The 22879-nt window shown below is 66.2% G+C and carries 16 protein-coding genes; 2 read left to right on the top strand and 14 right to left on the bottom strand.

The genetic code is table 11. The annotated features are described in order from the left end of the window. Positions 1–24: 24 nt before the first annotated feature. The 10 genes from AB3147_RS24150 to AB3147_RS24105 all read right to left on the bottom strand — a co-directional run bounded on the left by AB3147_RS24150 (position 25) and on the right by AB3147_RS24105 (position 15089). Entirely contained in the window at positions 25–1980 is a 1956-nt protein-coding gene (locus AB3147_RS24150; protein WP_367353170.1) for a DUF945 family protein, read from the bottom strand. Between the two features lie 229 nt (positions 1981–2209). Beyond that, positions 2210–3685: a M81 family metallopeptidase gene (locus tag AB3147_RS24145; protein ID WP_218342883.1), complete on the bottom strand. Its 1476-nt coding sequence runs from the start codon at positions 3683–3685 to the stop codon at positions 2210–2212. Between the two features lie 29 nt (positions 3686–3714). Continuing rightward, the gene (locus tag AB3147_RS24140; RefSeq protein WP_367353169.1) at positions 3715–5124 is read right to left on the bottom strand and encodes an amidase; all 1410 of its coding nucleotides are present in this window, start codon (positions 5122–5124) and stop codon (positions 3715–3717) included. 27 nt (positions 5125–5151) lie between these two features. Beyond that, positions 5152–6849: an ABC transporter ATP-binding protein gene (locus AB3147_RS24135; protein WP_175122496.1), complete on the bottom strand. Its 1698-nt coding sequence runs from the start codon at positions 6847–6849 to the stop codon at positions 5152–5154. Between the two features lie 5 nt (positions 6850–6854). Beyond that, positions 6855–7760 (bottom strand): ABC transporter permease, encoded by a 906-nt coding sequence (locus AB3147_RS24130; protein ID WP_175137806.1) that lies wholly within the window; start codon positions 7758–7760, stop codon positions 6855–6857. Between the two features lie 10 nt (positions 7761–7770). Next, positions 7771–8712, bottom strand: a complete 942-nt coding sequence (locus AB3147_RS24125; protein ID WP_343738402.1) for an ABC transporter permease — start codon at positions 8710–8712, stop codon at positions 7771–7773. A 66-nt stretch (positions 8713–8778) separates the two neighbouring features. Beyond that, positions 8779–10344 (bottom strand): ABC transporter substrate-binding protein, encoded by a 1566-nt coding sequence (locus AB3147_RS24120; RefSeq protein WP_056559034.1) that lies wholly within the window; start codon positions 10342–10344, stop codon positions 8779–8781. A gap of 79 nt (positions 10345–10423) precedes the next feature. Further along, complete coding sequence (locus tag AB3147_RS24115) at positions 10424–11935, bottom strand: M81 family metallopeptidase (RefSeq protein ID WP_286939596.1); 1512 nt, start codon at positions 11933–11935, stop codon at positions 10424–10426. A 229-nt stretch (positions 11936–12164) separates the two neighbouring features. Further along, entirely contained in the window at positions 12165–13658 is a 1494-nt protein-coding gene (locus tag AB3147_RS24110; protein ID WP_367353168.1) for a CoA-acylating methylmalonate-semialdehyde dehydrogenase, read from the bottom strand. A gap of 105 nt (positions 13659–13763) precedes the next feature. Then, on the bottom strand, positions 13764–15089 hold the full coding sequence (locus AB3147_RS24105; protein WP_367353167.1) for an aspartate aminotransferase family protein: 1326 nt from the start codon (positions 15087–15089) through the stop codon (positions 13764–13766). Between the two features lie 158 nt (positions 15090–15247). Between AB3147_RS24105 and AB3147_RS24100 the strand changes: the two genes are divergently transcribed. Further along, positions 15248–16666 carry an aminotransferase-like domain-containing protein gene (locus AB3147_RS24100; protein ID WP_175122503.1) on the top strand — a complete coding sequence of 473 codons (1419 nt, stop codon included), beginning with the start codon at positions 15248–15250 and terminating at the stop codon, positions 16664–16666. Between the two features lie 111 nt (positions 16667–16777). Here the strand turns inward: AB3147_RS24100 and AB3147_RS24095 are convergent, their stop codons facing one another. The 4 genes from AB3147_RS24095 to AB3147_RS24080 form a co-directional block, all read right to left on the bottom strand. Beyond that, positions 16778–17263: a dihydrofolate reductase gene (locus AB3147_RS24095; protein WP_175122504.1), complete on the bottom strand. Its 486-nt coding sequence runs from the start codon at positions 17261–17263 to the stop codon at positions 16778–16780. 73 nt (positions 17264–17336) lie between these two features. Beyond that, positions 17337–19400, bottom strand: a complete 2064-nt coding sequence (locus tag AB3147_RS24090) for a putative bifunctional diguanylate cyclase/phosphodiesterase (protein ID WP_175122505.1) — start codon at positions 19398–19400, stop codon at positions 17337–17339. Positions 19401–19807: 407 nt separating this feature from the next. Continuing rightward, positions 19808–20779 (bottom strand): thymidylate synthase, encoded by a 972-nt coding sequence (locus AB3147_RS24085; protein ID WP_367353166.1) that lies wholly within the window; start codon positions 20777–20779, stop codon positions 19808–19810. Between the two features lie 114 nt (positions 20780–20893). After that, a complete protein-coding gene (locus AB3147_RS24080; RefSeq protein ID WP_175122507.1) occupies positions 20894–21337 on the bottom strand; it encodes an OsmC family protein in 444 nt (147 codons plus the stop codon). Between the two features lie 123 nt (positions 21338–21460). On the opposite strand from AB3147_RS24080, the gene coq7 reads away from it, so the two are divergent. Continuing rightward, positions 21461–22138: a 2-polyprenyl-3-methyl-6-methoxy-1,4-benzoquinone monooxygenase gene (gene coq7, locus AB3147_RS24075; protein WP_175122508.1), complete on the top strand. Its 678-nt coding sequence runs from the start codon at positions 21461–21463 to the stop codon at positions 22136–22138. The last annotated feature ends 741 nt before the right edge of the window (positions 22139–22879 follow it).

The following is a 22879-nucleotide window of genomic DNA, read 5'->3' as shown; positions in this document are numbered from 1 at the left end:
TTGGATCAAGGCCGGTCGTTCAGCTTATTTGGCGGGCGCCTTCGCCGCGGCGCCGAAGTCTTCGGCGATGCTGATGAACGTGTTGAGCAGGATCTGCAGGTTGTCCTTGCCCAGACCGCCTTCGGCGTTCATGTCCATCTGCAGCACGGCCTGGTTCTTTTCATCGAGGTAGGCGCGGCTCCAGCGGTATTCCTGGTTCCAGGCGTTGATGGCCTTGAGCGTCATCGGCTTCTTGGTGGCGTACGTGGCGGTCGCGACCAGATCCAGGCACTTTTCCGTGAAGTCGTTGCACAGGAACTCCAGGCGCAGGTCGGTGGCGCCGGTGGTGCCCGGGTTCAGGACCAGCACGGGGCCGTCGGTGCCGTCGCTGCGGGTCACGGTGTAGCCCATGTCGTCCAGCATGTTGGCAACGTCTTCCAGGTTGAAGTCCTGCATGACGCCGGCAACCGGTGCCGGAGCGACGGGTTCGGCGTCCGGGTCCATGCCGATGCCGGACAGCTCGTCGTCGTCGTCCAGGTCATTCATGCCGGTCGCGCCCAAGAGGCCGCTGAACAGTTCCTCGGCAGGAATCTTCTGGCCGTTCAGGTCGCCCATGCCGTCGGCAAAGGTGAACTTGCCGACGATGTTGTCGCCGTCGTTCTTGCCCACGTTCATCATTTCGGCCATGCCGGCCATCTGGCGGATGTTCTCGTCAGCGTCGGCCGCGGCCTTCTCGGCGGGCACGCCTTCGGTCTTGACGGCGTACTGCACCATCAGGTCCTTCACCATGGGCTTGGAGATCACCAGCGAGGCGTCGATCTTCTTGATCGCCTGCACTGCGATTTCCTGCGGGGTCAGGTCCTTGGCGTTGGCCGGATTGGCCAGGTCCAGCGTGAAGGTCAGCTTGCTTTCGCCCTTGGCCGTCTTCCAGCTCAGCGGATCGATGCTGAACGACGGATTGCCCGCCAGCAGCTTGCCGGCGTTGTCCAGCAGAACGTCGAACTGCTCGTCCTTCAGGCCTTCGTCGCTGGCGCCCAGCATGTATTGGCGCATGAGCTGGTTGTAGGTGTCCGAGAGTTGCTTGACGGCCTGGCCGTCCAGCCGGGCCAGCTTGATCACGGCCTGGCCATTGCCCAGCACCACGTCGTTCACGGTAAGGTCGCCCGTCTGGTAGGCGGCCTGCACGTTGATGGACTTGTCGTCTTCGGACAGCTTCACGCCGTAGCTGAAGTTGTCCAGCCCGACCTTCATGTCGTCGGTGGGACGCAGCACGTCCACGCGCTTGATCTTCAGGTCCGAATTGCCCATCGAGATGCCGAACTTGCCCATGCGGCTGTCGACGTCCATGGTCAGGCCCGCGATGGTCATCTTGACGGGGTCGTGGCTCTTGCTGCCGTCCACCGACAGCTTGTCCATCACGCCGTGCGCGGTGACGGCCTGCGTGGCGCGGTCGAAGGTGCCTTCCATCCGCATGCCGCTGAAGTCGAGCGCGTTGCCGTCATGCGTGACGACGATCGGCGCGATCGCGGCGGTGGACGTGGCGTTGCCGCTGTAGCTGACGATGGCGTCGCCCATCAGCGGGGAGATGTCCTTGGTCAGTTCGAAGATGGGCTTGATGTTGTCCGTCTTGGCGATCTCGGTGTGGATGAAAGCGAGCTTGGGCGCAATGGCGCCGCGCGACAGGGCGCTCTTGGGGAAGGGGCCGTGCTCGATGTTCGCGTCGAACTCGATCATGCCCGCGGGCAGGTCGTCCAGGCCCTTGTCGTTCTTGACGAGCGACACGCCATAACGCGCCTGCGTCGAGAACAGGCCGCGCTCGTACTTGAGCTGATCGATGCGCAGGCCGAACAGCGGCGTAATCTTGGCGAGCTTTTCGTTGGCCTGTGCCAGATGACGCTGCGCGTCTTCTTCAATGCGCTTGCCGGTGTACCACGTGGCCCCGACCCAGCTTCCCGCTCCCACTATGACCACGCCCAGGGTGATCGCTACGCTCTTTTTCATCGTTCTGCTTATATCGTTGATTGTCGAGTCATATCCGGCAGCGGCCTACGGCGCCACGCTCGTCCGCGCGAAGCGCAAGCGTCCTGGATACGCGTGTTCATCGGCCTGTCAGGCCCGCGGCGGAGTATACCGAGACGCGTGTCACGCTGAACGCGCGCGCAGTTACCGAAGATTTCAAAATGAAAGCCGGCGCCCGAGGCGCCGGCTTTTGTCGACAAAACGCCTGGTCTCAGAGCGGATCAAGCGGATAGATCGGACGGCGCACGTGCTTGAACTCGACCTGGCTGTAGTCGGACGTCGTGACGCCCACGCCGGTGCATTCGATGATCTCGGTCGCCATGTCCGAGAAGCCCGCGCGCCAGTGGATGCGGCTTTTCAACACGACATACCGCTTTTGCAGCGGGTCGATGCCGGCCGACAGCAGGCAGTTGATGTCGAAGGGTTCCTGGTGGCGCGAGACCACCACGATTTCCACGCGGCCGGTGTCGATGACCACCGTCAGGCCGGTGTCGTTGCGCACGCCGCGGTACATCGGGCCACGGTTCAGGTACACGCCGTCGAACACCAGCTTGACGCGGCCGGTGACTTCAAGCGGTTCGCTGGGCTGCTTGATGGCCGGCATGGGCAGCTTGCCGCCCAGCTTGATCGTGATGGTGTTGCCCACGCCCGCGGCGGCGGCTTCCGTTGCGGCCTGCGGATCGCAGATGGCGTAGAAGACCACGTTGTCCAGTTCCTGGCGCAGCACTTCGGCCAGCACGGCCGTCGTGTCCATCGTGCCGCCCGAGCCGGTGTTGTCGTAGTGGTCCAGCAGCACGACCGGGCCTTGTTCGATGCCCTTGGCGCGCGTGATGGTCGGCGCCAGCGGTTCCGAATGGAACACCCAGTCGGCGCGGCCCTGCCACGCGCGGTCCAGCAATTCGTCGCGATGCTGTTCGGCGGCGGCCAGGTTGCCGTCCGTACAGACCACGGCGCTCAGGCCCGCTTCGCGAATGTCTGCATGGGGAAAGCCCACGAAGACGGACGCCGCCAGCACGCCGCTGGCTTCAAGTTCCTTGCACCGTTCCTGCAGCGGCTTGTTGGGCGCGGCGTGCGTGCCCTGGCACATGATGTGCGGCAGCATGGGCTTGTTGGCCCAGGTCATCACCGGCTTGATCTCGCCCTTGAGCGTGCGGACGATGACGTTCGCGGCGCGCACGCCCGCATCGCGGATATCCACGTGCGGATAGGTGTGAAAGCCGCTGATGACCGTGGCGTTGCGCACGATGTCGTCGTAGATGTTGGCGTGCATGTCCAGCGTCACGGCAACGGGCGTGTTGGGATCGATCTCGCGCAGGCGGCGCAGCAGGTCGCCCTCGGCGTCTTCCACGCCTTCGGCGACCATCGCGCCGTGCAGATCCAGCAGAATGGCGTCAAACCCGCCGCGCTTGACCTCGTCCAGGATCAGCGTGCACAGGCGTTCGTGCGTCTGCGCGCTGGTGGGGCCGCTGGGCCAGGACTCGGCCGCCACCGGCAGCACGATCTCGGCGCCTTCGCGGCGGGCGACCTCGATGTAGCCGCCCAGGCCGCTGTCGGTGTTCTCGTAGGCCTTGATGGCGCGATCGCCAGCCAGGATCTCGGGACTGCCGCGAAAGAAACGTTCAAGCGGGGTGGGCACCGGCGAAAACGTGTTCGTCTCGTGTTTGATCATTGCCAAAAGCCAACGCATGGGAAGTTCCTGTGGGTTGCCGGGGAGGGTCAGTGTGCTGAGGGCGGCTGGGGCCAGGGGCGCTGGGCAGGACGCATCCGTTCCCAGGCGCGCGCCACGCGCAGCACGCCCAGGTCGTCAAAGCGCGCGCCCGCGATCTGCAGGCCGATGGGCAGGCCAGCCTTGGTGTAGCCGCAATTGACCGAAGCCGCGGGCTGCTCGCTCATGTTGAAGGGCAGCGTGAACCCGATGTGGTGCATCGTGGTGGCGACCTCGTTTGTGGGCGAGGGCCATTCGGCGTTGTAGGCCACGACGGGCGCCACCGGCGACAGCACGTAGTCGTACGGCGCGCAGGCTGCGACGGTGCGCGCCCGCACGTTCAGCGTTTCGTAGTAGCTGCGGAAGACGTCTTCGCCGCTATGCCCGCCGCCGCTTTCGGCCCAGGCGCGGATGAAGGGCAGGATCTTGGCTCGGCGTTCCTCGGACAGCGCGCCCAGGTCGATGGCCGAGCGGGTGCGCCAGAACTTGTCCACGCCTTCCAGCATGCCCGGCGTCATCCACGGCTGCATCGGTGTGACGATGGCGCCCGCGGCCTCGAAGGCGCGCGCCGCGGCTTCGACGGCCTCGCGCGTCTCGGGATCCAGCGGCAGCCCGCAGCCGGCGTCCAGCAACAGTCCGATGCGCAGGCCGCGCACGTCGTGTTCCAGGTTCAACCAGTCGATCTCCTGGAAGGGCAGGCTCATGTGATCGCGCGCGTCGGGCTGCGACAGCACGCCCATCATCAGCGCCGTATCGGTGATGGTGCGCGTCATGGGTCCAGCGCAGCGGCCCATGAAGGGCGGATCGATGGGAATGCGCCCCAGGCTGGGCTTGAGCGTGGCGATGCCGCACCAGGCGGCCGGCAGACGGACCGAGCCGCCGATGTCGGTGCCGATGTGCAGCGGGCCATAGCCGGCCGCCGCGGCCGCGCCGGCGCCCGCGCTGGAGCCGCCCGGGTTCTTGGTCAGGTCCCAGGGATTGCGCGTCAGTTCGTGAAAGCTCGACAGTCCGGAAGACAGCATGCCGTAGTCGGGCATCGTGGTCTTGCCCAGCAGCACGGCGCCGGACTCGCGCATGCGCGCGGCGGGAGGGGCGTCGGCAGCCGCGGGCGTCAGGTCGGTGGCCGCGGTGCCCAGCGGCACGGGCACGCCGCGCGTGGCGATATTCTCCTTGATGGTGGCGGGCACGCCATCCAGCGAGTACCCGCCGCAGGCCTGCGGCTCACCCTTCATCCAGCGGGCCTCGGACGCGCGGGCCATCGCCAGCGCGCCTTCCGGATCCAGCGCGTAGGTGGCTTTCAGCCGGGGTTCCCAGCGCTCGATATGGTCCAGCACCGACCGCGTCGCCTCGACGGGCGACAGGGTCTTGCTGCGATACGCCTCAAGGAGTTCCTGGGCGGACATTTCATGCGGTTGCGGCATCTCGGTTCCAGTGAGTCGGAAAAGGCGTCAGACGGCCGGGGAGGCGGACGGCAACAAGCCGGGCGCAATGGGCCGGAAGTTGCGGAAGTCCCAATCCCTGCCGGGGGCGGCGTCGATCAGGGCCCGCGTGTATTGGTGGCGCGGTTCGGTCAATACAGTTTCGGCAGACCCGGTTTCCACCACTTGGCCGCGCTGCATCACCATGATGGTGTCGCAGATCTGCGCGGCCACGCGCAGGTCGTGGGTGATGAACAGCACGCCCACGCCCGTACGTTCGCGCACCTGTTCCAGCAGCTCCAGCACCTGCGCCTGCACGGACACGTCCAGCGCCGAGACGGCTTCGTCGGCCACCAGGATCTCCGGGTCCATGACCAGCGCGCGCGCGATGCAGATGCGCTGGCGCTGGCCGCCGGAGAACTGGTGCGGATAACGCCGCATGGCGTCGGGGCTCAGACCCACGACGCTGAGCGTTTCGCTGGCGCGCTTGAGCGCCTGTTCGCGGGCCACGCCAAAGTTCAGCAGCCCCTCGATGATGGATTCTCCCACCGTGCGGCGCGGATTCAGCGACCGGTACGGATCCTGGAAAACGATCTGAATGCGGCGGCGCACGGGACGCAGCGCCGAGCCGGACAGCGTGCTCAGGTCTTCGCCGCCCATCATCATGTGGCCGGCCGTGGGCTCGATGAGCCGCACGATGCAGCGCGCCACCGTCGATTTGCCCGACCCGGATTCACCGACGATGCCCAGGATCTCGCCCTTGCGCAGCGTCAGATTGACGTCCGTGGCAGCGATGACATGCTGCGCGGCCTTGCGCGAAAACAGCGAGCCCTTGCCGCCATAGGTGCGGCCCAGGCCCTTGACGTGCAGCACCGGCGTTCCCGTCGGCGGCTCGCGGCGCGACGGCACCAGGCTGGGCACCGACGAGACCAGCCGGCGCGTGTAGGACTGTTTGGGTTCGGCCAGGATCTCGTGGCGCGTGCCGCTTTCGATCAGGTCGCCGCGGTTCATGACGACGATGCGGTCCGCGATCTCGGCCACCACGCCGAAGTCGTGCGTGATGAACAGCACGGCCGTCTGGTGCTTGACCTGCAGCTCCTTGATGAGCGCCAGGATCTGCTTCTGCGTGGTGACGTCCAGCGCCGTGGTGGGCTCGTCGGCGATCAGCAGCTTGGGTTCCAGGATCAGCGCCATCGCGATGACGATGCGCTGGCGCTGGCCGCCCGAGAGCTGGTGCGGATAGGCGTCGTAGATGCGTTCGATGTCGGGCAGGTGCACCGACTGGAACATGTCCAGCACCTTGGCGCGGCGCTCGGCCGCCGACATGTTCTTGCGGTGCAGGCGCAGCACCTCGTCGACCTGCTTGCCCACCGTGTGCACGGGATTCAGCGCGGTCATGGGCTCTTGAAAGACCATTGCCATGCGCGTGGCGCGCAGCTCGCGCAGGCGGCGCTGCGTGGCCGTGGCGACGTCTTCGCCCTCGACGCGGATCGAACCCGCGCTGATGTTCAGGATGCCCTGCGGCAGCAGGCCCATGACGGCCAGCGACGTGACGGACTTGCCCGAACCGGATTCGCCGACCACGCACACTGTTTCTCCGGCGTGCACGTCCAGACTGAGGTTGCGCACGACGCGGTTGCCCGCGCCGGCGACTTCGACCGACAGGTTGCGGATGGCCAGGATGGCGGACGAAGTGTCGCCCGCGGGGGGATTGGGGGAATAGTTCATCGGCATCAGATCCTGCGCACCATTTTCGGGTCCAGCGCGTCGCGCAAGGCGTCGCCCAGGATGTTCACGCTGAGCACGGTCAGCGACAGGAACAGTCCGGGGAACAGGATCAGGCCGGGCAGCATGCGGAAGTACATGCGGCCTTCGGACATGATGTTGCCCCAGGACGCGATCTCGGGCGGGATGCCCGCGCCCAGGAAGCTCAGGATGGCTTCGGTCAGCATGGCGGACGCGAAGACGTACGTGCCTTGCACCGTCAGCGGCGCGATGGTGCTGGGCACCATGTGCCGCCACAGCAGCAGCGGCAGCGGGGTGCCCAGCGCCAGGGCGGCCTCCACGTAGGGCTCTCCGCGCACGCTCAGGATCTGGCCGCGCACCAGCCGCACCACCCGCGGGATTTCCGGAATGGTGATGGCCACGAGCACGGTCGTGATGCTGGCGCCGGTGACCGACACCAGCGCGATCGCCAGCAGAATGCCGGGGATCGCCATGATGGCGTCCATCGTGCGCATGATGGGGCCGTCCAGCGACCGGAACCAGCCGGCGATGACGCCGATGACCAGCCCGAGGGCCACGCTGACCAAGGCAGCGCCCAGGCCCGCGATCAACGAGATGCGCGCGCCGTAGGCCACGCGCGACCACACGTCGCGCCCGAACGCGTCGGTGCCCAGGAAATAGTCGGTGAAGGGCTGCTTCAGGCGCCCGCCCGGGTTGAGTTGGGTGGGATCGACCGTGCCCAGCAGCGGCGCAAAAATGGCGATGAAGACAATCGCCGCCAGCACCACCAGCGCCAGCATGACGGGCCAGCTCTTGAGTCCCTGGCGGATCTGCCGCCAGGCGGTGATGTGGGGCGTGCCGCCTCCGGGGAGGTCGGCGGCCGCCTGCGCGGCGGCGTCGGTTGGCGTTTGCATGCTCATGGCGTCAGTACCGGATACGCGGGTCGAACACCGTGTAGGCGCAATCGACAACCAGATTGATGAACACGTAGACGAACGCGAAGAAAAGCGTCAGGCCCTGGATGACCGGGTAGTCGCGCGCCAGCACGGCTTCCACCACCAGCCGGCCGAGGCCCGGGATGTTGAAGACCGATTCGGTGACGACGACGCCGCTGATCAAGAGCGCGATGCCCACGCCCACAACGGTGGCGATGGGCACGGCGGCATTGCGCAGCGCATGGCCGAGCAGCACGCCGGTTTCGCCCAGGCCCTTGGAGCGCGCGGTGCGAATGAAGTCCTCGCCCATGACCTCGATGACGCTGGTGCGCGTGATGCGCGCGATCAACGCCACATACACGGTGGACAGCGCGAGCGAGGGCAGGATGAGCCGGTGCAGGAACGGCCAGAATCCCTTCTCAAACGGCACGTAGCCTTGCACGTTGAACCACCCTAGCTTGATGGCGAAGGCCCAGATCAGCAGGTAGCCGGTGACGAACACCGGCACCGAGAACCCCAGCACCGAGAAACCCATGACGGCGCGGTCCAGCAGCTTGCCTTGCCGCCAGGCGGCCAGTACGCCCAGCGGAATGGCGACGAGCAGCGTGAAGACCAGCGTCAGCACCGCCAGGCTCATCGACGGTTCAAGGCGCTGCGCGATCAGCTTGGTGACCGGCACTCCGGACATGAGCGAGGTGCCCAGGTCGCCCTGCAGGAGCTTGCCGCCCCAGATGAAGAACTGTTTGACCACCGGCTGGTCCAGGCCCATCGTCTGCCGTATCTGGACGATACGTTCGGGCGTGGCGCCGTCGCCCGCCATGATGATGGCCGGATCCCCGGGGCTGAAACGCAATATCGCAAAGACCACCACCGCGACCATCACCAGAACCGGGATGGTCGCGAGGAGCCGGCGTGAGACAAATGCCAGCATGTATTTCCCCCTGTACCAATTAGGCCTGCGCGGACTGCTTGCTGCGGCGCGCAGGCCCCAAGCCCATCAAGGGGCCTTTTTGACGTTCCAGAACGCGAAGACCGGCGCGTGCACCAGGCCCGACAGCTTGGTCGAGTAGACGGTGGGCACGGACATCTGGCCCAGCGGCACGTACAGGCCTTCGTCGATGCCGATGCGCTGCACTTCCTCGGAGATCTTCTTCTGCTCGGCCGGATCCGAAGTCAACGCCATCTTGGTGCGCAGTTCTTCGATCTGCGGGAACTCGGGCCAGCCGAACCACGCGTTGTCGCCGTTTGCAGCCGCGGGGGCGGAGCGCACCGGGTCCATCACGTCGGTGGCGTACCAGTTGGTGTTGTGGACGTTCCAGCCGCCTTCGGCCGGCGCGGCCTTGGAGGCACGGCGCGTGGCCACGCTTTGCCAGTCCATCGCCGCCAGGTTGACGTTGAAGCCCGCCTTGCGCAGCGCCGCGGCCATCACGACCGGTTGCGCGGACAGCGTGCCCACGTCGGTGGCGTGCATGACGAGGATGGGCGTGTTGTCGTAACCGGCTTCCTTGAGCAGCGCCTTGGCCTTTTCGATGTTCGACGGGACGACCATGTCCTTGCCGATATCGCTTTCCAGCGGCGTGCCGCAGCCCCACAGCGAGGCGCAGGTCTTCCAGTACTTGGGATTGCCGACCAGCGCCTTCATCACGTCTTCCTGGCCGATCGCGTACATGGCGGCCTGGCGGATCTTCTTGTTGTTGAAGGGCGGGTACTTGAAGTTGAAGCGGTACATCGTGAAGTAGCCGACCGGGCTGAGCGACTCTTCCTTCAGGTCCGGGTTGCCTTCGATCATCGGCAGCAGGTCGTACGGGAACTGCTCGACAAAGTCGATCTCGCCGCCGAGCAGCGCGTTGGCGGTGGTCAGCGCATCGGGCATCACGTCCCATTCGACCTTGTCGACGTGCACGACCTTGCCGCCAGCCAGGCCGCTGACGGGCTCCTTGCGCGGCACGTAATCGGCGTTCTTGACGTAGACGGTCTTCACGCCCGGCTTGAATTCCGCGACCTTGAACGGGCCGGAGCCCGTCATGTCGGTGATGGGCTTGCCGATGGCCTGTTCTGCGATGCGCTTGGGCATCATGAACGGCGCGGTGCCGGTGGGCTTGGACAGGGCGCGCAGCGCCAGGTCCGTGGGTTCCTTCATGACGATGCGAAAGCTCTTGTCGTCGATGACTTCGATCTTGTCGGTGAACTTGAGCAGCGTGCGTCCCATGCCGTCGCCGCCGGCCCAGCGCTTGATCGACGCCACGCAGTCCTCGGCGGTCACCGGCTGGCCGTCATGCCATTTCTGGCCGGGGCGCAGCGTCATGGTGTAGGTCTTGCCGTCGGGCGAGACTTCCCACTTCTCAAGCATCTGCGGCTGTACCTTGTTGTCGGCATCGGTGGCCAGCAAGGTGTCGTAGATCATGTAGCCGTGCCACGTCGTGATGTAGGCGGTGGTGGCGTGCGGATCGGTCAGGCGCAGCGGTGAGTGCATCACCGTCTTGATGACGGTCTCGGCATAGGCCCCATGTGCCATTGCGAGAGTGACGCCGGCGAGCGCGGCCGCTCGGACAAACTTGAGCATGTATTTCCCCTTGAAGCGTAGTGAGCGGCGCGTGGGCCGCTACGTCGTTGACGCGCCGCGTTCAAGCGGCGCGCGAGGGTCAGGCTGTCGCTGCGGACCGGCCGTCAAACACCGGCCCGCAAGGCGCCATTCTGATGCCGGGACGCAACCGTGTCCATGGTTGTTTTGCCGCATCCATCAGCATGGAACCGGGCGCCGCGCAGACCAGAATCGTGTGCGCGATGGGCGTGAAATCGGCGCGAAAATGCGCCGAACTCTTGACCACCAGGATGGCGGCGCGCGTGGGCTCCACGCCCGCAAACCGGAACATCTCCTGGTCGGCCATCTGCACCTTGTTCGAGGCCAGGATGATGCGCACGCCGCCGATGCGCAGGCACGCGCTGGGCCCCAGATCCATGTGAAAGCCGCGATAGAACGCACCATGCGTATCGAAGCGTCCTTCCGAAGTTTTCTCGACGATGAACTCGGTGTCCAGCGGTTCGTCGTGGGGAATACCCGAATGTCCACCCAGTGCAATGCGCACCGTGTTGCCTGCACCAGCGCGGTGGGCGGCCAGCGCGGCAGCGGGGTCCACAATCAGACCAATGGCCGTATCGCGCGCATCGTGGCGGATCAGCGCGCGCAGTACGCCGGTGGTATCGGAACTGCCGCCCGCGCCGGGGTTGTCCTGCGCGTCGGCGATGACGACGGGTTTGGAGGCATCGCGCGCCAGCCGCAACGCTTCCTGCACGGCTTCGTCCGGCGTGTAGAGCTTGCCGCCGAAGTCCTGTTCGGCATTCATCACCGCCCGCGTCATCTCGTCGGCGGCGGCATCGGCCTCGGCTTGCGTCATGCCGTAGGCCCAAACCGTGGGCGCGCATTCGGGAAAGTCCGCGGCCGGAAACCCGGTCGCAAAGGAAACGCTGGCCGCGCCACGCGCTTCAAGATCGCCCACCAACTGATACAGGCTGCGCGCCGGCTCGATGTCGGTGGACTGCCAGCACAGGGGAATCAAAAAGGGCAGGCTGCGCAGCGCCACGTAATGCCGCGGCATGCCGCCCAGCCGCTGCGCCAGCAGGCCGGCGGCGCGCTGCCCGGTCTCGGCCATGTCGATGTGGGGATAGGTGCGGTAGCAGACCAGCGCATCGGCATGGCGCACCATCGCGCGCGTCACGTTGGCGTGCAGGTCCAGACTGGCCACGATCGGCACGTTGGGGCCCACCAGTTCACGCACACGCTTGAGCAGCTCGCCTTCACCGTCATCAAGATGCTCGGTGACCATGGCGCCGTGCAGATCCAGATACACGCCATCCAGCGGCATCGCCTGCGACAGCCCTTGCAGAATCATTGCGCTGATGCGCTCGAACGCATCACGGGTCACATGCCCCGAAGGACTCGCCGCCGCCCACGTCGTGGGAATCAACGCATGCTGCCCCATGGCCTCGATAAATCCCGCCACCGGGATATTGGCTCCCGCCACTGCCTCAAACATCGCGGGCCCGCTGACCAGCTTCGGCCACCCCCCACCCTTGTCCGCAAAATCCTCCCACGCCGCGCGCGACGGCGCGAACGTATTGGTCTCATGCTGAAAGCCGCCGATCCCGATGCGCATCAGGTTTCCCCTTGTCGTACAGATATTCGGAAGGCGCGGCGAAACGCCGCGCAGTTCAGTGCTTCAAGGCGCTACTCCACCGCCCGCATCTCAATACGAGACACCGCGTACGAGGCACAGCGCCACGACCTGGCAATACCGCCCCGAGCGGGGTCGCGCGGATCCGGGCTCCGCCGGTCCGCTGCGACGCCCCCCTGGGGGGGAGGCGCTGCGCGCCTCGGGGGGGGGCTCACTTAGCCACGGGCATGGTGAATTCGGCGCCCTTGGCGATGCTGTCGGGCCAGCGTTGCATCACGCTCTTGTAGCGCGAGTAAAAACGGATGCCTTCCTCGCCGTACGCATGGTGGTCGCCGAACAGCGAGCGCTTCCAGCCGCCGAACGAATGCCACGCCATCGGCACGGGGATCGGCACGTTGATGCCCACCATCCCGACCTTGATCTGCCGGGCAAACGCGCGCGCCACGCCGCCGTCGGACGTGAAGCACGCCACGCCGTTGCCGAACTCATGCGCATTGATCAGTTCCACCGCGCTGGCGAAGTCCGGCACGCGCACGATGCACAGCACCGGTCCGAAAATCTCTTCGCGGTAGATGTTCATGGCGGGCTTGACGTTGTCGAACAGCGTGCCGCCCAGGAAGAAGCCCTTTTCGTTGCCCGGCACCTTCAGGTCGCGGCCGTCCACCACCAGATCGGCGCCGCTGGCGATGCCGTCCTCGATGTAGCCCATCACCTTCTTGCGGTGCTGCGCGGTCACCAGCGGACCCATCTCGGCGTCCGACTGCATGCCGTCCTTGACGATCAGCGCCTTGACGCGCGGCGTGAGGCGTTCGACGACCTTGTCGGCCACGTCGCCCACCGCCACGGCCACCGAGATCGCCATGCAGCGCTCGCCTGCCGAACCGTAGGCCGCGCCCATCAGCGCGTCGGTCACCTGGTCCAGGTCCGCGTCGGGCATGACCACCAGGTGGTTCTTGGCGCCGCCCAGCGCCTGCACGCGCTTGCCGCGCTTGGTGCCTTCGGCGTAGATGTATTCGGCAATCGGCGTGGAGCCGACGAAGGACAGCGCCTCTACGTCGGGATGCGAGATCAGCGCGTCCACCGCCTGCTTGTCGCCGTGGACCACGTTGAAGACGCCGGGGGGCAGGCCGGCTTCGGTGAGCAGTTCGGCCAGGCGCACGGACGCGGACGGATCGCGTTCCGACGGCTTGAGGACGAAGGTGTTGCCGCAGGCGATGGCTACCGGGAACATCCAGCACGGCACCATCATCGGGAAATTGAACGGCGTGATGCCGGCCACGACGCCCAGCGCCTGACGCATGCTCCAGTTGTCGATGCCGCCGCCGATCTGGTCGGAGTACTGACCCTTGAGCAGTTGCGGAATGCCGCAAGCGAACTCGACGATCTCGATGCCGCGCATCACTTCGCCCTTGGCGTCCGAGAACACCTTGCCGTGCTCGCGCGTGATCAGTTCGGCCAGTTCATCCTGGTGCTGGTCCAACAGCGCCTTGAAGTTGAAGAGGATGCGGGCGCGCTTGAGCGCCGGGGTCTCGGACCAGGCCGGAAACGCCGCCTTGGCGGCGGCCACGGCCAGCGCCACGTCGTCGTTGGACGCCAGCGGGATCGACGAGGAGATCTCGCCGGTGGCCGGGTTGAAGCCGTCGGCGTAGCGGCTGTTGCCGCCGTCGTAGGGTTGGCCGTTGATGAAATGGGGAATCTTCTTCATGGATGCAAGGCTCGGTGATTCGTCAAAAATGCGGCTGGGCGGCCTGGGCCGCCCATGTGCGGGTCTGTTGCGCCGCGCGCCATGCGGGCGTGCGGCGTGGGAGGATCAGGCTACCTCTTTCAGGATCTTGCCGATCTGCTCGAAGATCTGGCCGATCTGCGCCTCGTCGATGATGAGCGGCGGCGAGACGGCGATGATGTCGCCCGTGTAGCGCACCATCAGGCCGCTGTCGAAGCAGCGCTGGAAGACTTCGGCGGCGCGTGCGCCAGGGGCGCCCGCGCGCGGCGCCAGTTCAATGCCGGACACCAGGCCCAGGTTGCGCACGTCGATGACATGGGGCGCGCCCTTCAGACTGTGCGCAGCTTCCTGGAACGCGCCCGACAGCTTGCGGGCGCGGCCGAAGAGGTCCTCGCGGCGATAGATGTCCAGCGTGGCCAGGATGGCGGCGGCGGCCAGCGGGTGCGCCGAATAGGTGTAGCCGTGGAAGAACTCGATGCCGCCCGCGGGGCCGTTGACAATGGCGTCGTGCACTTCGCGCTTGACCGCGACGGCGCCGGCGGGAACGGCGGCGTTGCTCACGCCCTTTGCCATGGCGATGATGTCCGGCGTCACGCCGAAGAATTCGGAGGCCGTGGCGGCGCCCAGGCGGCCGTACGCGGTGATGACCTCATCGAAAATCAGCAGGATGCCGTGCTTGGCGGTGATCTCGCGCAGCTTTTCCAGGTAGCCCTTGGGCGGAATCAGCACGCCCGTGGAGCCAGCCATGGGCTCGACGATCACCGCGGCGATGGTCGACGCGTCGTGCAGGGCGATGATGCGCTCCAGCTCTTCGGCCAGGTGCGCGCCCCACGCGGGCTGGCCCTTCGAATAGGCGTTCTGCTCAAGATTGTGGGTGTGAGGCAGGTGGTCCACGGCGGGCAGCAGCGCGCCGGAGAACGTCTTGCGGTTGGCCGAGATGCCGCCCACCGAGATGCCGCCAAAGCCCACGCCGTGATAGCCGCGCTCGCGGCCGATGAGGCGCGTGCGCTGGCCTTCGCCGCGCGCGCGGTGGTAGGCCAGGGCGATCTTCAGCGTGGTGTCGACCGATTCGGAGCCCGAGTTCGTAAAGAACACGCGGTCCAGTCCCTGCGGCATCAGGCCCGCGACGGCGGTGGCGGCCTCGAAGGCGAGCGGGTGGCCCAGCTGGAAGCCCGGGGCGTAGTCCATGACGCCGGCCTGGCGGGCGATGGCTTCGACGATCTCTTCGCGGCCGTGGCCGGCATTGACGCACCACAGGCCCGCCGTGCCGTCCAGGATCTGGCGGCCGTCCGTGGACGTGTAGTACATGCCCTTGGCCTTGGCCAGCATGCGCGGTTGGGCCTTGAACTGCTTGTTGGCCGTAAAGGGCATCCAGAGATGGGACAGGTCGGGCAACTGGGCGGGGGCGTTCATGGTGACTCCAGAAGGGGGACAACCGCAGCCGCCGCGAAACGCGCGCGGGCAGCGGGATTCGGACGATTCTGGAACGTCCCGCAGGGAATGAAAATATACAATCCGCGCATTTGCCGCTAACTGTATAGTCGAGAGCGTTGCAACTGTACAGTTAGCCCGTGATCGACTTCCAACCCGTCCGCGGCCGCGGGGCCGCGCCCACCCTCGTCGAACAGCTCGTCGCGGCCATTCTGCGCGCCGTCGAGGCGCAGACCCTGCGTCCGGGTATGTCCCTACCCTCGGTCCGCGAGTTTGCGCGCCAGTACGGCGTCAGCACTTTCACCGTGGCCAGCGCCTACAGCCGGCTGGTGTCACAGGGCTGGCTGGCGGCGCGGCCCGGCGCGGGCTACCGGGTGGCGTCGCCCGACGCACCCGCCCGCCGGGTCGAACCCCTGTCCTGGGAACCGCCGCGGCTGAACGCGGGCTGGCTGCTGTCGGACATCTTTGCCGACCACTCCATCCCCATCAAATCCGGTTGCGGCTGGCTGCCCGGCGAATGGCTGAACGAAGAAGGGCTGCACCTGGCGCTGCGCCACATGGGGCGCGTGCCCGCGATGCGAATCGCCAACTACGGCCATCCCTACGGCTACGCGCCGCTGCGCGAGACCATCGCGGCCAGCCTGAGCGCGCAGGGCATGGAAGTCGAGGCGTCGCAGGTGCTGCTGACGCAGGGGGTGACCCACGGGCTGGACACGGTGATCCGCACGCTACTGCGGCCGGGCGACACGGTGGTCGTCGAGCAGCCGGCCTACGCGAATCTCCTGCAGATGCTGCGCCTGGCCGGTCTGCGCGTGATCGCGGTGCCGCGCACTGTCGATGGCCTGGACTGCGACGCGCTGGAGCGCGTGGCCGCCCAGCACCGGCCACGGGCGCTTTTCATCAATACGGCGCTGCAGAATCCCTCGGGCGCCAGCATCACCATGGCCAACGCCTTCCGCATTCTGCAGGCAGCGGAGCGGCATGGGTTGTGGGTGGTGGAAGACGACATCTCGCGCGAACTGGCGCCGGGCGTGACGCCGATGCTGGCCGCGCTGGACGGCGCGCGCCGCGTCGTCTACCTGGGCGGCTATTCCAAGGTCATCAGCCCGTCGGTACGGGTGGGCTACGTGGTGGCGCATCGCGATCTGGTGCGCGACATCGCGCGCACCAAGATGGCGGTGGGCCTGACGACGCCCGAGATCATGGAGCGCATCGTGCACCAGGTCATCCGCGAGGGCCGCTACCGCGCCCACATCGCGCGCACCCGCGAGCGGCTGGCCGAGGCGCACACCGAGGTCGCCGAGCAGATGCGCCAGCACGGATTCGAAGTCTACGGAAAGCCGCAGGGCGGCCTGTTCCTGTGGGCGAAGGTGGCCGGGCAGTGGCGCGAACGGGGCGCCAATGGCCTGGCGGAGCTGGCGCTCAAGGACGGCATCTGGCTGGCGCCCGGTTCTTACTTCGAAGCGGACGAGGCCGACACGGCGTGGGTGCGCTTCAACGTGGCGTATTCGGCGGCGCCCGCGCTGTGGCGGTTCATGCGCAACGCGGGTGCGGCGTAGTTCGGCTCGATGCGTTCGGGGCGATGCGTCGTGCCGATGCGTGCGGCCGGATGCATCAACGCCGATGCATCAACGCCGATGCATCAACGCCGATGCGTCACGCCTGAATCCTCACGCGCGTTCGTACGTGACGAAATCGTAGTCGTAGCCGTTTTCGGCAGGCTGCTTCTCGCGCGCTGTTTCCTTCCACTGGAAAGACGGCAGCAGCGGAAAGAACGCGTCGCCGTCGACGTCGGCATGGACCTCGGTGGCCAGCACGCGCCGGGCCAGCGGCAGGGCCTGCGCGTAGATCTGCGCGCCGCCGATCACGAAGGCTTCGTCGATGTCGCCGCAGGCGGCCACCGCGGCTTCCAGCGTGGGCGCCAGGATGGCGCCGGCGGCGCTGAAATCGGGATTGCGGCTGATGACGATGTTGCTGCGGCCGGGCAGGGGACGGCCCAGCGAGTCCCACGTCTTGCGGCCCATGATGATGGGGTGGCCCAGCGTGCTGCGCTTGAAATGCGCCAGATCGCCCGGCAGTTTCCAGGGCAGGGCGTTGTCGCGGCCGATGGCGCGGTTGGTGGAATAGGCGACGATCAGGGTAAGGCTGGCGGGCATGCGTGCTTGCAACGGTAAGGGTTGAGCCGGAACGACCCCGTAAGCGTAGCAAATTGCGGGGGCCGCCCGTCCCTCAGGTCGCCGCGTGTTCCAGGAACTCGGTGGCCGGCATGGGCTTGCCCAGCAGAAAGCCCTGCAGCGAGTCGCAGCCCAGTCCGGTCAGGAATTTCTGCTGCGCCGCGGTCTCGACACCTTCGGCCACGATGCGCAGGTTGAGCTGCTGCGCCAGCGCCACGATGGCCGAGACGATGGCCGCATCTTCGTTGTCGTTGTCCAGCTGGTTCACGAAGCCGCGATCGATCTTCAGTTCGGTCGCGGGCAGCCGCTTGAGATAAAGCAGGCTGGAATAGCCGGTGCCGAAATCGTCGATAGAGATCGTGACGCCCAGATCGGACAGGCGCTTGAGCACCGTCAGGCTGGCTTCCGCGTCGCGCATGGCGGTCGATTCGGTCACTTCGATCGTCAGGCAGGCGGGCGGGACGCCATGCTTGGCCAATGCCGAGCGCACCGTCTCGACCAGGTTGGCATGTGAGAACTGCAGCGCCGAGATGTTGACGGCGATGGTCCAGTGGCCCTGGCCGACGTCGATCCATTCGCGCATCTGGCGGCAGGCTTCGTTGATGACCCATTCGCCGATCGACAGGATCAGGCCCGTCTTTTCCGCCGTGGGAATGAACTGGTCCGGGCCGACCAGGCCGCGCGTCGGGTGGTTCCAGCGCAGCAGCGCCTCGGCGCCCATGATGGGGCCGGCCGGCGCTTCGTACTTGGGCTGGTAATGCAGGACGAACTGGCCGCGCTCCTGCGCCAGCCGCAGGTCGTGCAGCAACTCGATCTGCTCGTGGGCATCGGCGTTCATGGACGGTTCGAAGAAGCTGTAGCCCGTGCCGCCCAGCCGCTTGGCGTGGTACATCGCCGCGTCCGCATTGGTCAGCAGGGCGTGGGTGTCCTGGCCGTCGTTCGGATAGACCGCGATGCCCACGCTGGACGTCACCAGCACTTCGTGACCGTAGACCGTGACGGGGCGTGCGATGGCGTCGATCAGCCGATCCGCGACGTTCGCGGCGTCCGTGGGTTCGATCACCTCGCTCAGCACGATGAACTCGTCGCCGCCCAGGCGCGCGACCGTGTCCTGCGTGCGCAAGGCCAGGCGGATGCGCTGCGCCAGATCGATCAGCAGCGCGTCGCCGGTGTGGTGTCCGTACGCGTCGTTGACCGCCTTGAAACCGTCCAGGTCAAAGAACAGCACCGCGAAATGGCCTCGGCGGCGGCTGGCGCTTTCGATGGCCTGCTCCATCCGGTCTTCCAGCAGGATGCGGTTGGGCAATTTGGTCAGCGTGTCGTGCAGCGCCAGTTGCACCAGCTCTTCGTTGGCTTCGGCCAGCGACGAGGCCAGCGCCGACGTGCGCGCCTCAAGCCGGTTGTCCAGCACGGCCACCACCAGCGCGATCGCCAGCACGCTCAGCGTGACCGCGGTCACGGCGATGGCCAGCCAGCCGGCAGAAATGCCTTCGTCGGCCGCCATGCAGATGCTGCCCGCCGGAAAACTCGCTGCTTCCATGCCCGTGTAGTGCATGCCCACGATCGCCAGGCCCATGACTCCGGCGGCCAACGGGCGCGACAACGCCACGCGCGGCGCGTCCTGACGCAGCCGGTAAGTGATCCACAGGGCTGCACCGGACGCGGCAATCGCGATCGCCACGGACAGCGCGAACCACGTCGGGTCGTAGTCGATGCCCGGCGACATGCGCATGGCGGCCATGCCGATGTAGTGCATCGCCGCGATGCCGGAACCCATCAGCAGCGCGCCCGCGGCCAGCCGGCCCCACGGCAGTTCGTCCTTGCAGACCATCCACAGCGCGAAGGCCGAGCATCCGATGGCGATGGCCAGGGACAGCACGGTCAGGGGCAGGTCGTAGCCCATGGGGATGGGCAGGCTGAATGCCAGCATGCCCACGAAGTGCATCGACCAGATGCCGATGCCCATCGCGAACGCGCCGCCCGCCAGCCAGAACTTCGCGGCGGGCAGCCCGCTCGACGCCTTCACGCGGTTGGCCATGCCCAACGCCGTATACGACGCCAGGATGGCGACCCCTAAGGATACGAGGACGAGCGAAGGGTTATAAGTTCCAACGAGCATTTGTGGGGTCCTGTCCTAAGCGCATACAGCCGCGGCGCGGGGCACGATTTTCAATTCAATTGGTAGTCAACAGTTGCAGTCCGGTCGCAAGGAGAATCCTGCTCTCGTCGCTGGCTTTTCTCACACTCTATTTATAGGGATGGGGAACTGGGCGCGGCAACGCCAGCGGTCGGCGCGGTTCGGGCGCTCGGCATGGCGCGCCCGAAGGGCCGGTCGAAAGCAACGGGGCGCGCGGCATGCTGGACGCGCGTCCGTGGCTAAGGGATGGGTTATACCGAAATCGCGCTTCCAGAAGCTCACCAATCTTCACCTGCTGCGGGGCGTGCAAGGAATCGGACGCCGGACGGGCGTCCGGCGTGTTGCTGAAATGACCTGAAAGGCGGTCGCCGGCGCTGCCGGCGCAAGGGTCAGACGGCCATCGCGGCCGTCAGGGGCGCGTGGTGCGTGTAGCCCGACAACGAAAAGTCGCCGGGTTCGACCTTCTCGAGCCACTCGGGTTCGTAGCGGCCGGTCACGGCGAAATCGGGAATGCGGTCCGACAGCACGAGGCGTGGCGATTCATACGGCGTTCGCGTCAGTTGCTCGCGCAACATCGGCAGGTGATTCTCATAGATATGCGCATCGCCGATGAAATAGGTGAACCAGCGCGGGGTGTAGCCGGTCAGGCGCCCGACCAGGTGCAGCAGCGCCGCGCCTTCGGTCAGGTTGAACGGCGTGCCCAGGCCCACGTCATTGGACCGGATGTACAGGCACAGCGAGATCTCGCGCGTCGTTGCGTTGGGCAGGAACTGATAAAGCAGGTGGCAAGGCGGCAGCGCCATTTCCTCGATCTGCGCCCAGTTCCAGCCGTGGAACAGGATGCGCCGGTCGCCCGGGCGTTCGTGAATGGTGTCCAGACATTGCCGCAGCTGGTCGACCGCCTTGTACAGCAGCACCTTCGGCACGCCGCCTTCTTCAAGGTCGGCCACCTTGGCGTACCCGCGCGACAGCGCGTCGTCGATCTGCGCGGGGCGGCTGGCGTCCAGCATCTTGTAGGCCGGCCATTGGCGCCACTGCACGCCGTAGACCGGTCCCAGATCGTCAGGACCTTCGCGGTACGGGTTAGCCAGCCACTGCGCGTTCTCGTTGGCGTTCTGGTCCCAGACCTTGCAGCCGAGTTCCCGGAACTCTGCCGCGCTGCGCGAGGCGCGCAGGAAACCCACCATTTCGCCTATGGCCGACTTGAACGCCAGCTTTTTGGTAGTGACGGCGGGAAAGCCCTGCTGCAGGTCAAAGCGCAGCGAGGCGCCCGGCATGCTGAGGGTGCGGATGCCGGTCCGGTTTTCCTGCCACGAGCCGGTGTCGAGGATGGATTGAACGAGGTCCAGGTATTGTTTCATGACGATCCTTGTGCCTGCGGTCCCGGGTCGGGAAGCAAGCGCGCCGCCGCGGACGTGCCGCGGCGGCGCCTATATATGGTGAATGCCGAATTACACCACGGCCGCGCGAGCGGCTCAGGCGGTAGCGGCTGCTTCCTGCGTGTCGACGATGTCGACGGAGAACGTCATTTCAGCGGTCTTTTCCAGCATGGCCGACGCCGAGCAGTATTTCTCGTGGGAAAGCTGCACGGCGCGTTCGACGGCCGCGCGCGGCAGGTTGGCGCCGGTGACGGTGAACGCGAAGTGAATCTTCGTGAAGACCTTGGGGTCGGTGCCGGCGCGCTCGGCCTGCAGCTTGACGCTGCAGCCCGTGACCGCGTGGCGGCCGCGCTTGAGGATCAGCACCACGTCATAGGCCGTGCAGCCGCCCGTGCCGGCCAGCAGCATTTCCATGGGGCGGGGCGCCAGGTTGTGGCCGCCGCCATCCACGGCGCCGTCCATCACGGCCACGTGGCCGCTGCCCGTGCTGGCGGTAAAGAGCATGCCGCTCGGGCCGCCCCAGTCGATCGTGCATTCCATTTCAGTGAGTCCTTGAGCTTGAGCGCAGTCAATGGCTGATGATACCCGTTGCGTACAATCCCGGGCAGGAGATCCCCACCCCGCATCAGGGGTGCAGGGCGTCCGCTTTGCCTAGGAGTTGCCATGTCCACCACGTTGTCCAAATCCGGCCCCGTTTCCCTGCGCCGCCGCCACGGTCCCCTGGATGCCCTGCTGGCCGAAACCGACCGTGCGCTGCGGGTGCTTTCGGGCAACGCCAGCGCCGGCCGCGCCTATCCCGCAACCGCCCAGGAATCGCCGCAAACCCTGTCCGTGCAAGAAAAACGCCACGCGGCGGGCCTTATGCGCGTCAACCACGTCGGCGAGGTCTGCGCCCAGGCGCTGTACCGCGGCCAGGCGTCGGTCTGCAAGGAACCCGGCCCGCGCGCGCTGCTGCTGAATGCCGCCACCGAAGAAGTCGACCATCTGGTGTGGTGCAACGAGCGCCTGAACGAATTGGGCAGCCGGCCCAGCCTGCTCAATCCGGTCTGGTACGCGGGCTCGTTCGCCCTGGGCGTCATGGCCAGCGTGGCCGGCGTGCCGCGCAATCTGGGCTTCATGGCCGAAACCGAAAAGCAGGTCGAAGCCCATCTCGACGAGCACCTGCGCACCTTGCCGGTGCAGGACGAACGCTCGCGCCAGATCGTGCAAAAGATGAAGGACGACGAGGCCCAGCACCGCGCCAGCGCAGAGCAGGCCGGGGGCGTGCCGCTCCCTGCGCCCGTGAAAATGGCCATGCGCGCCATGTCCAAGGTGATGACGACCACCGCCTATTGGATCTGACCGGCCACTTGAAACCGCATCTGGTAAAAATGTTGCAATGCGCAAATTTAGCCGCCTCGTGGTGCGTGAAGCACCACTTTGGTGCGGCGGCCAGGGTGGGAATACCCGCTATTGTTCAGGGTTAGTCCGAAAGGGGAAAACCCCTTCGGCAAAAACCCCGTTTTTGATCAGGGCATTGCCTGGTGCGGGTTTCCAGAGGGGCGCCGCGAATCTTGCAGCAAAAAAGCAACGCGGCAAACGCCTCTGAAAATAGATCAAAAAAAATCTTGCAACGCACAAAAAACGTAGGTACTATTCAGTCATTGGATGTTGAAACGCAGACGGCGCGGTGAAAACCCCGGAAGCGCAGCGAGCTGAAGTCCCGCTCCCAACATGCCACGGTTGTCTCCTCCACCCTCCTCCTTTGGTGGATTTAGCCCGAGATCTCACGATCTCGGGCTTTTTTTTGTCCCGAATCGTTGCGTCCCTATTTGTAAGCGATGTCGGCAAAAAACCGCGCAGCGTGACGCCGCGCGTGCCCTCGGGGCCCTCGCGTTTTCCCTTGCTTATTTCGCGTGCCCAGAGGCGGAACGCTCTACAATCCCCCACATGAAACCAGCACTGCCAGGCGCTCGCGCGCCAGCGCGTTCCAGTCACATGCGCGGCGGACGGATAACCCGCCTGCGCGCGTTACGTTCTGTGCCTCGGAATTGCACTTCCTTATCCCTCCCATATATGGGCGTTACACCTGCCTCCGATAAT

Origin of the sequence: Achromobacter animicus (assembly GCF_040775605.1) — a bacterium.
GTDB classification, from domain to species: Bacteria; Pseudomonadota; Gammaproteobacteria; order Burkholderiales; family Burkholderiaceae_B; genus Achromobacter; species Achromobacter animicus.
Note: the sequence above shows the minus strand (reverse complement) of the source record. Positions and strands in the feature narration are given on the sequence as shown.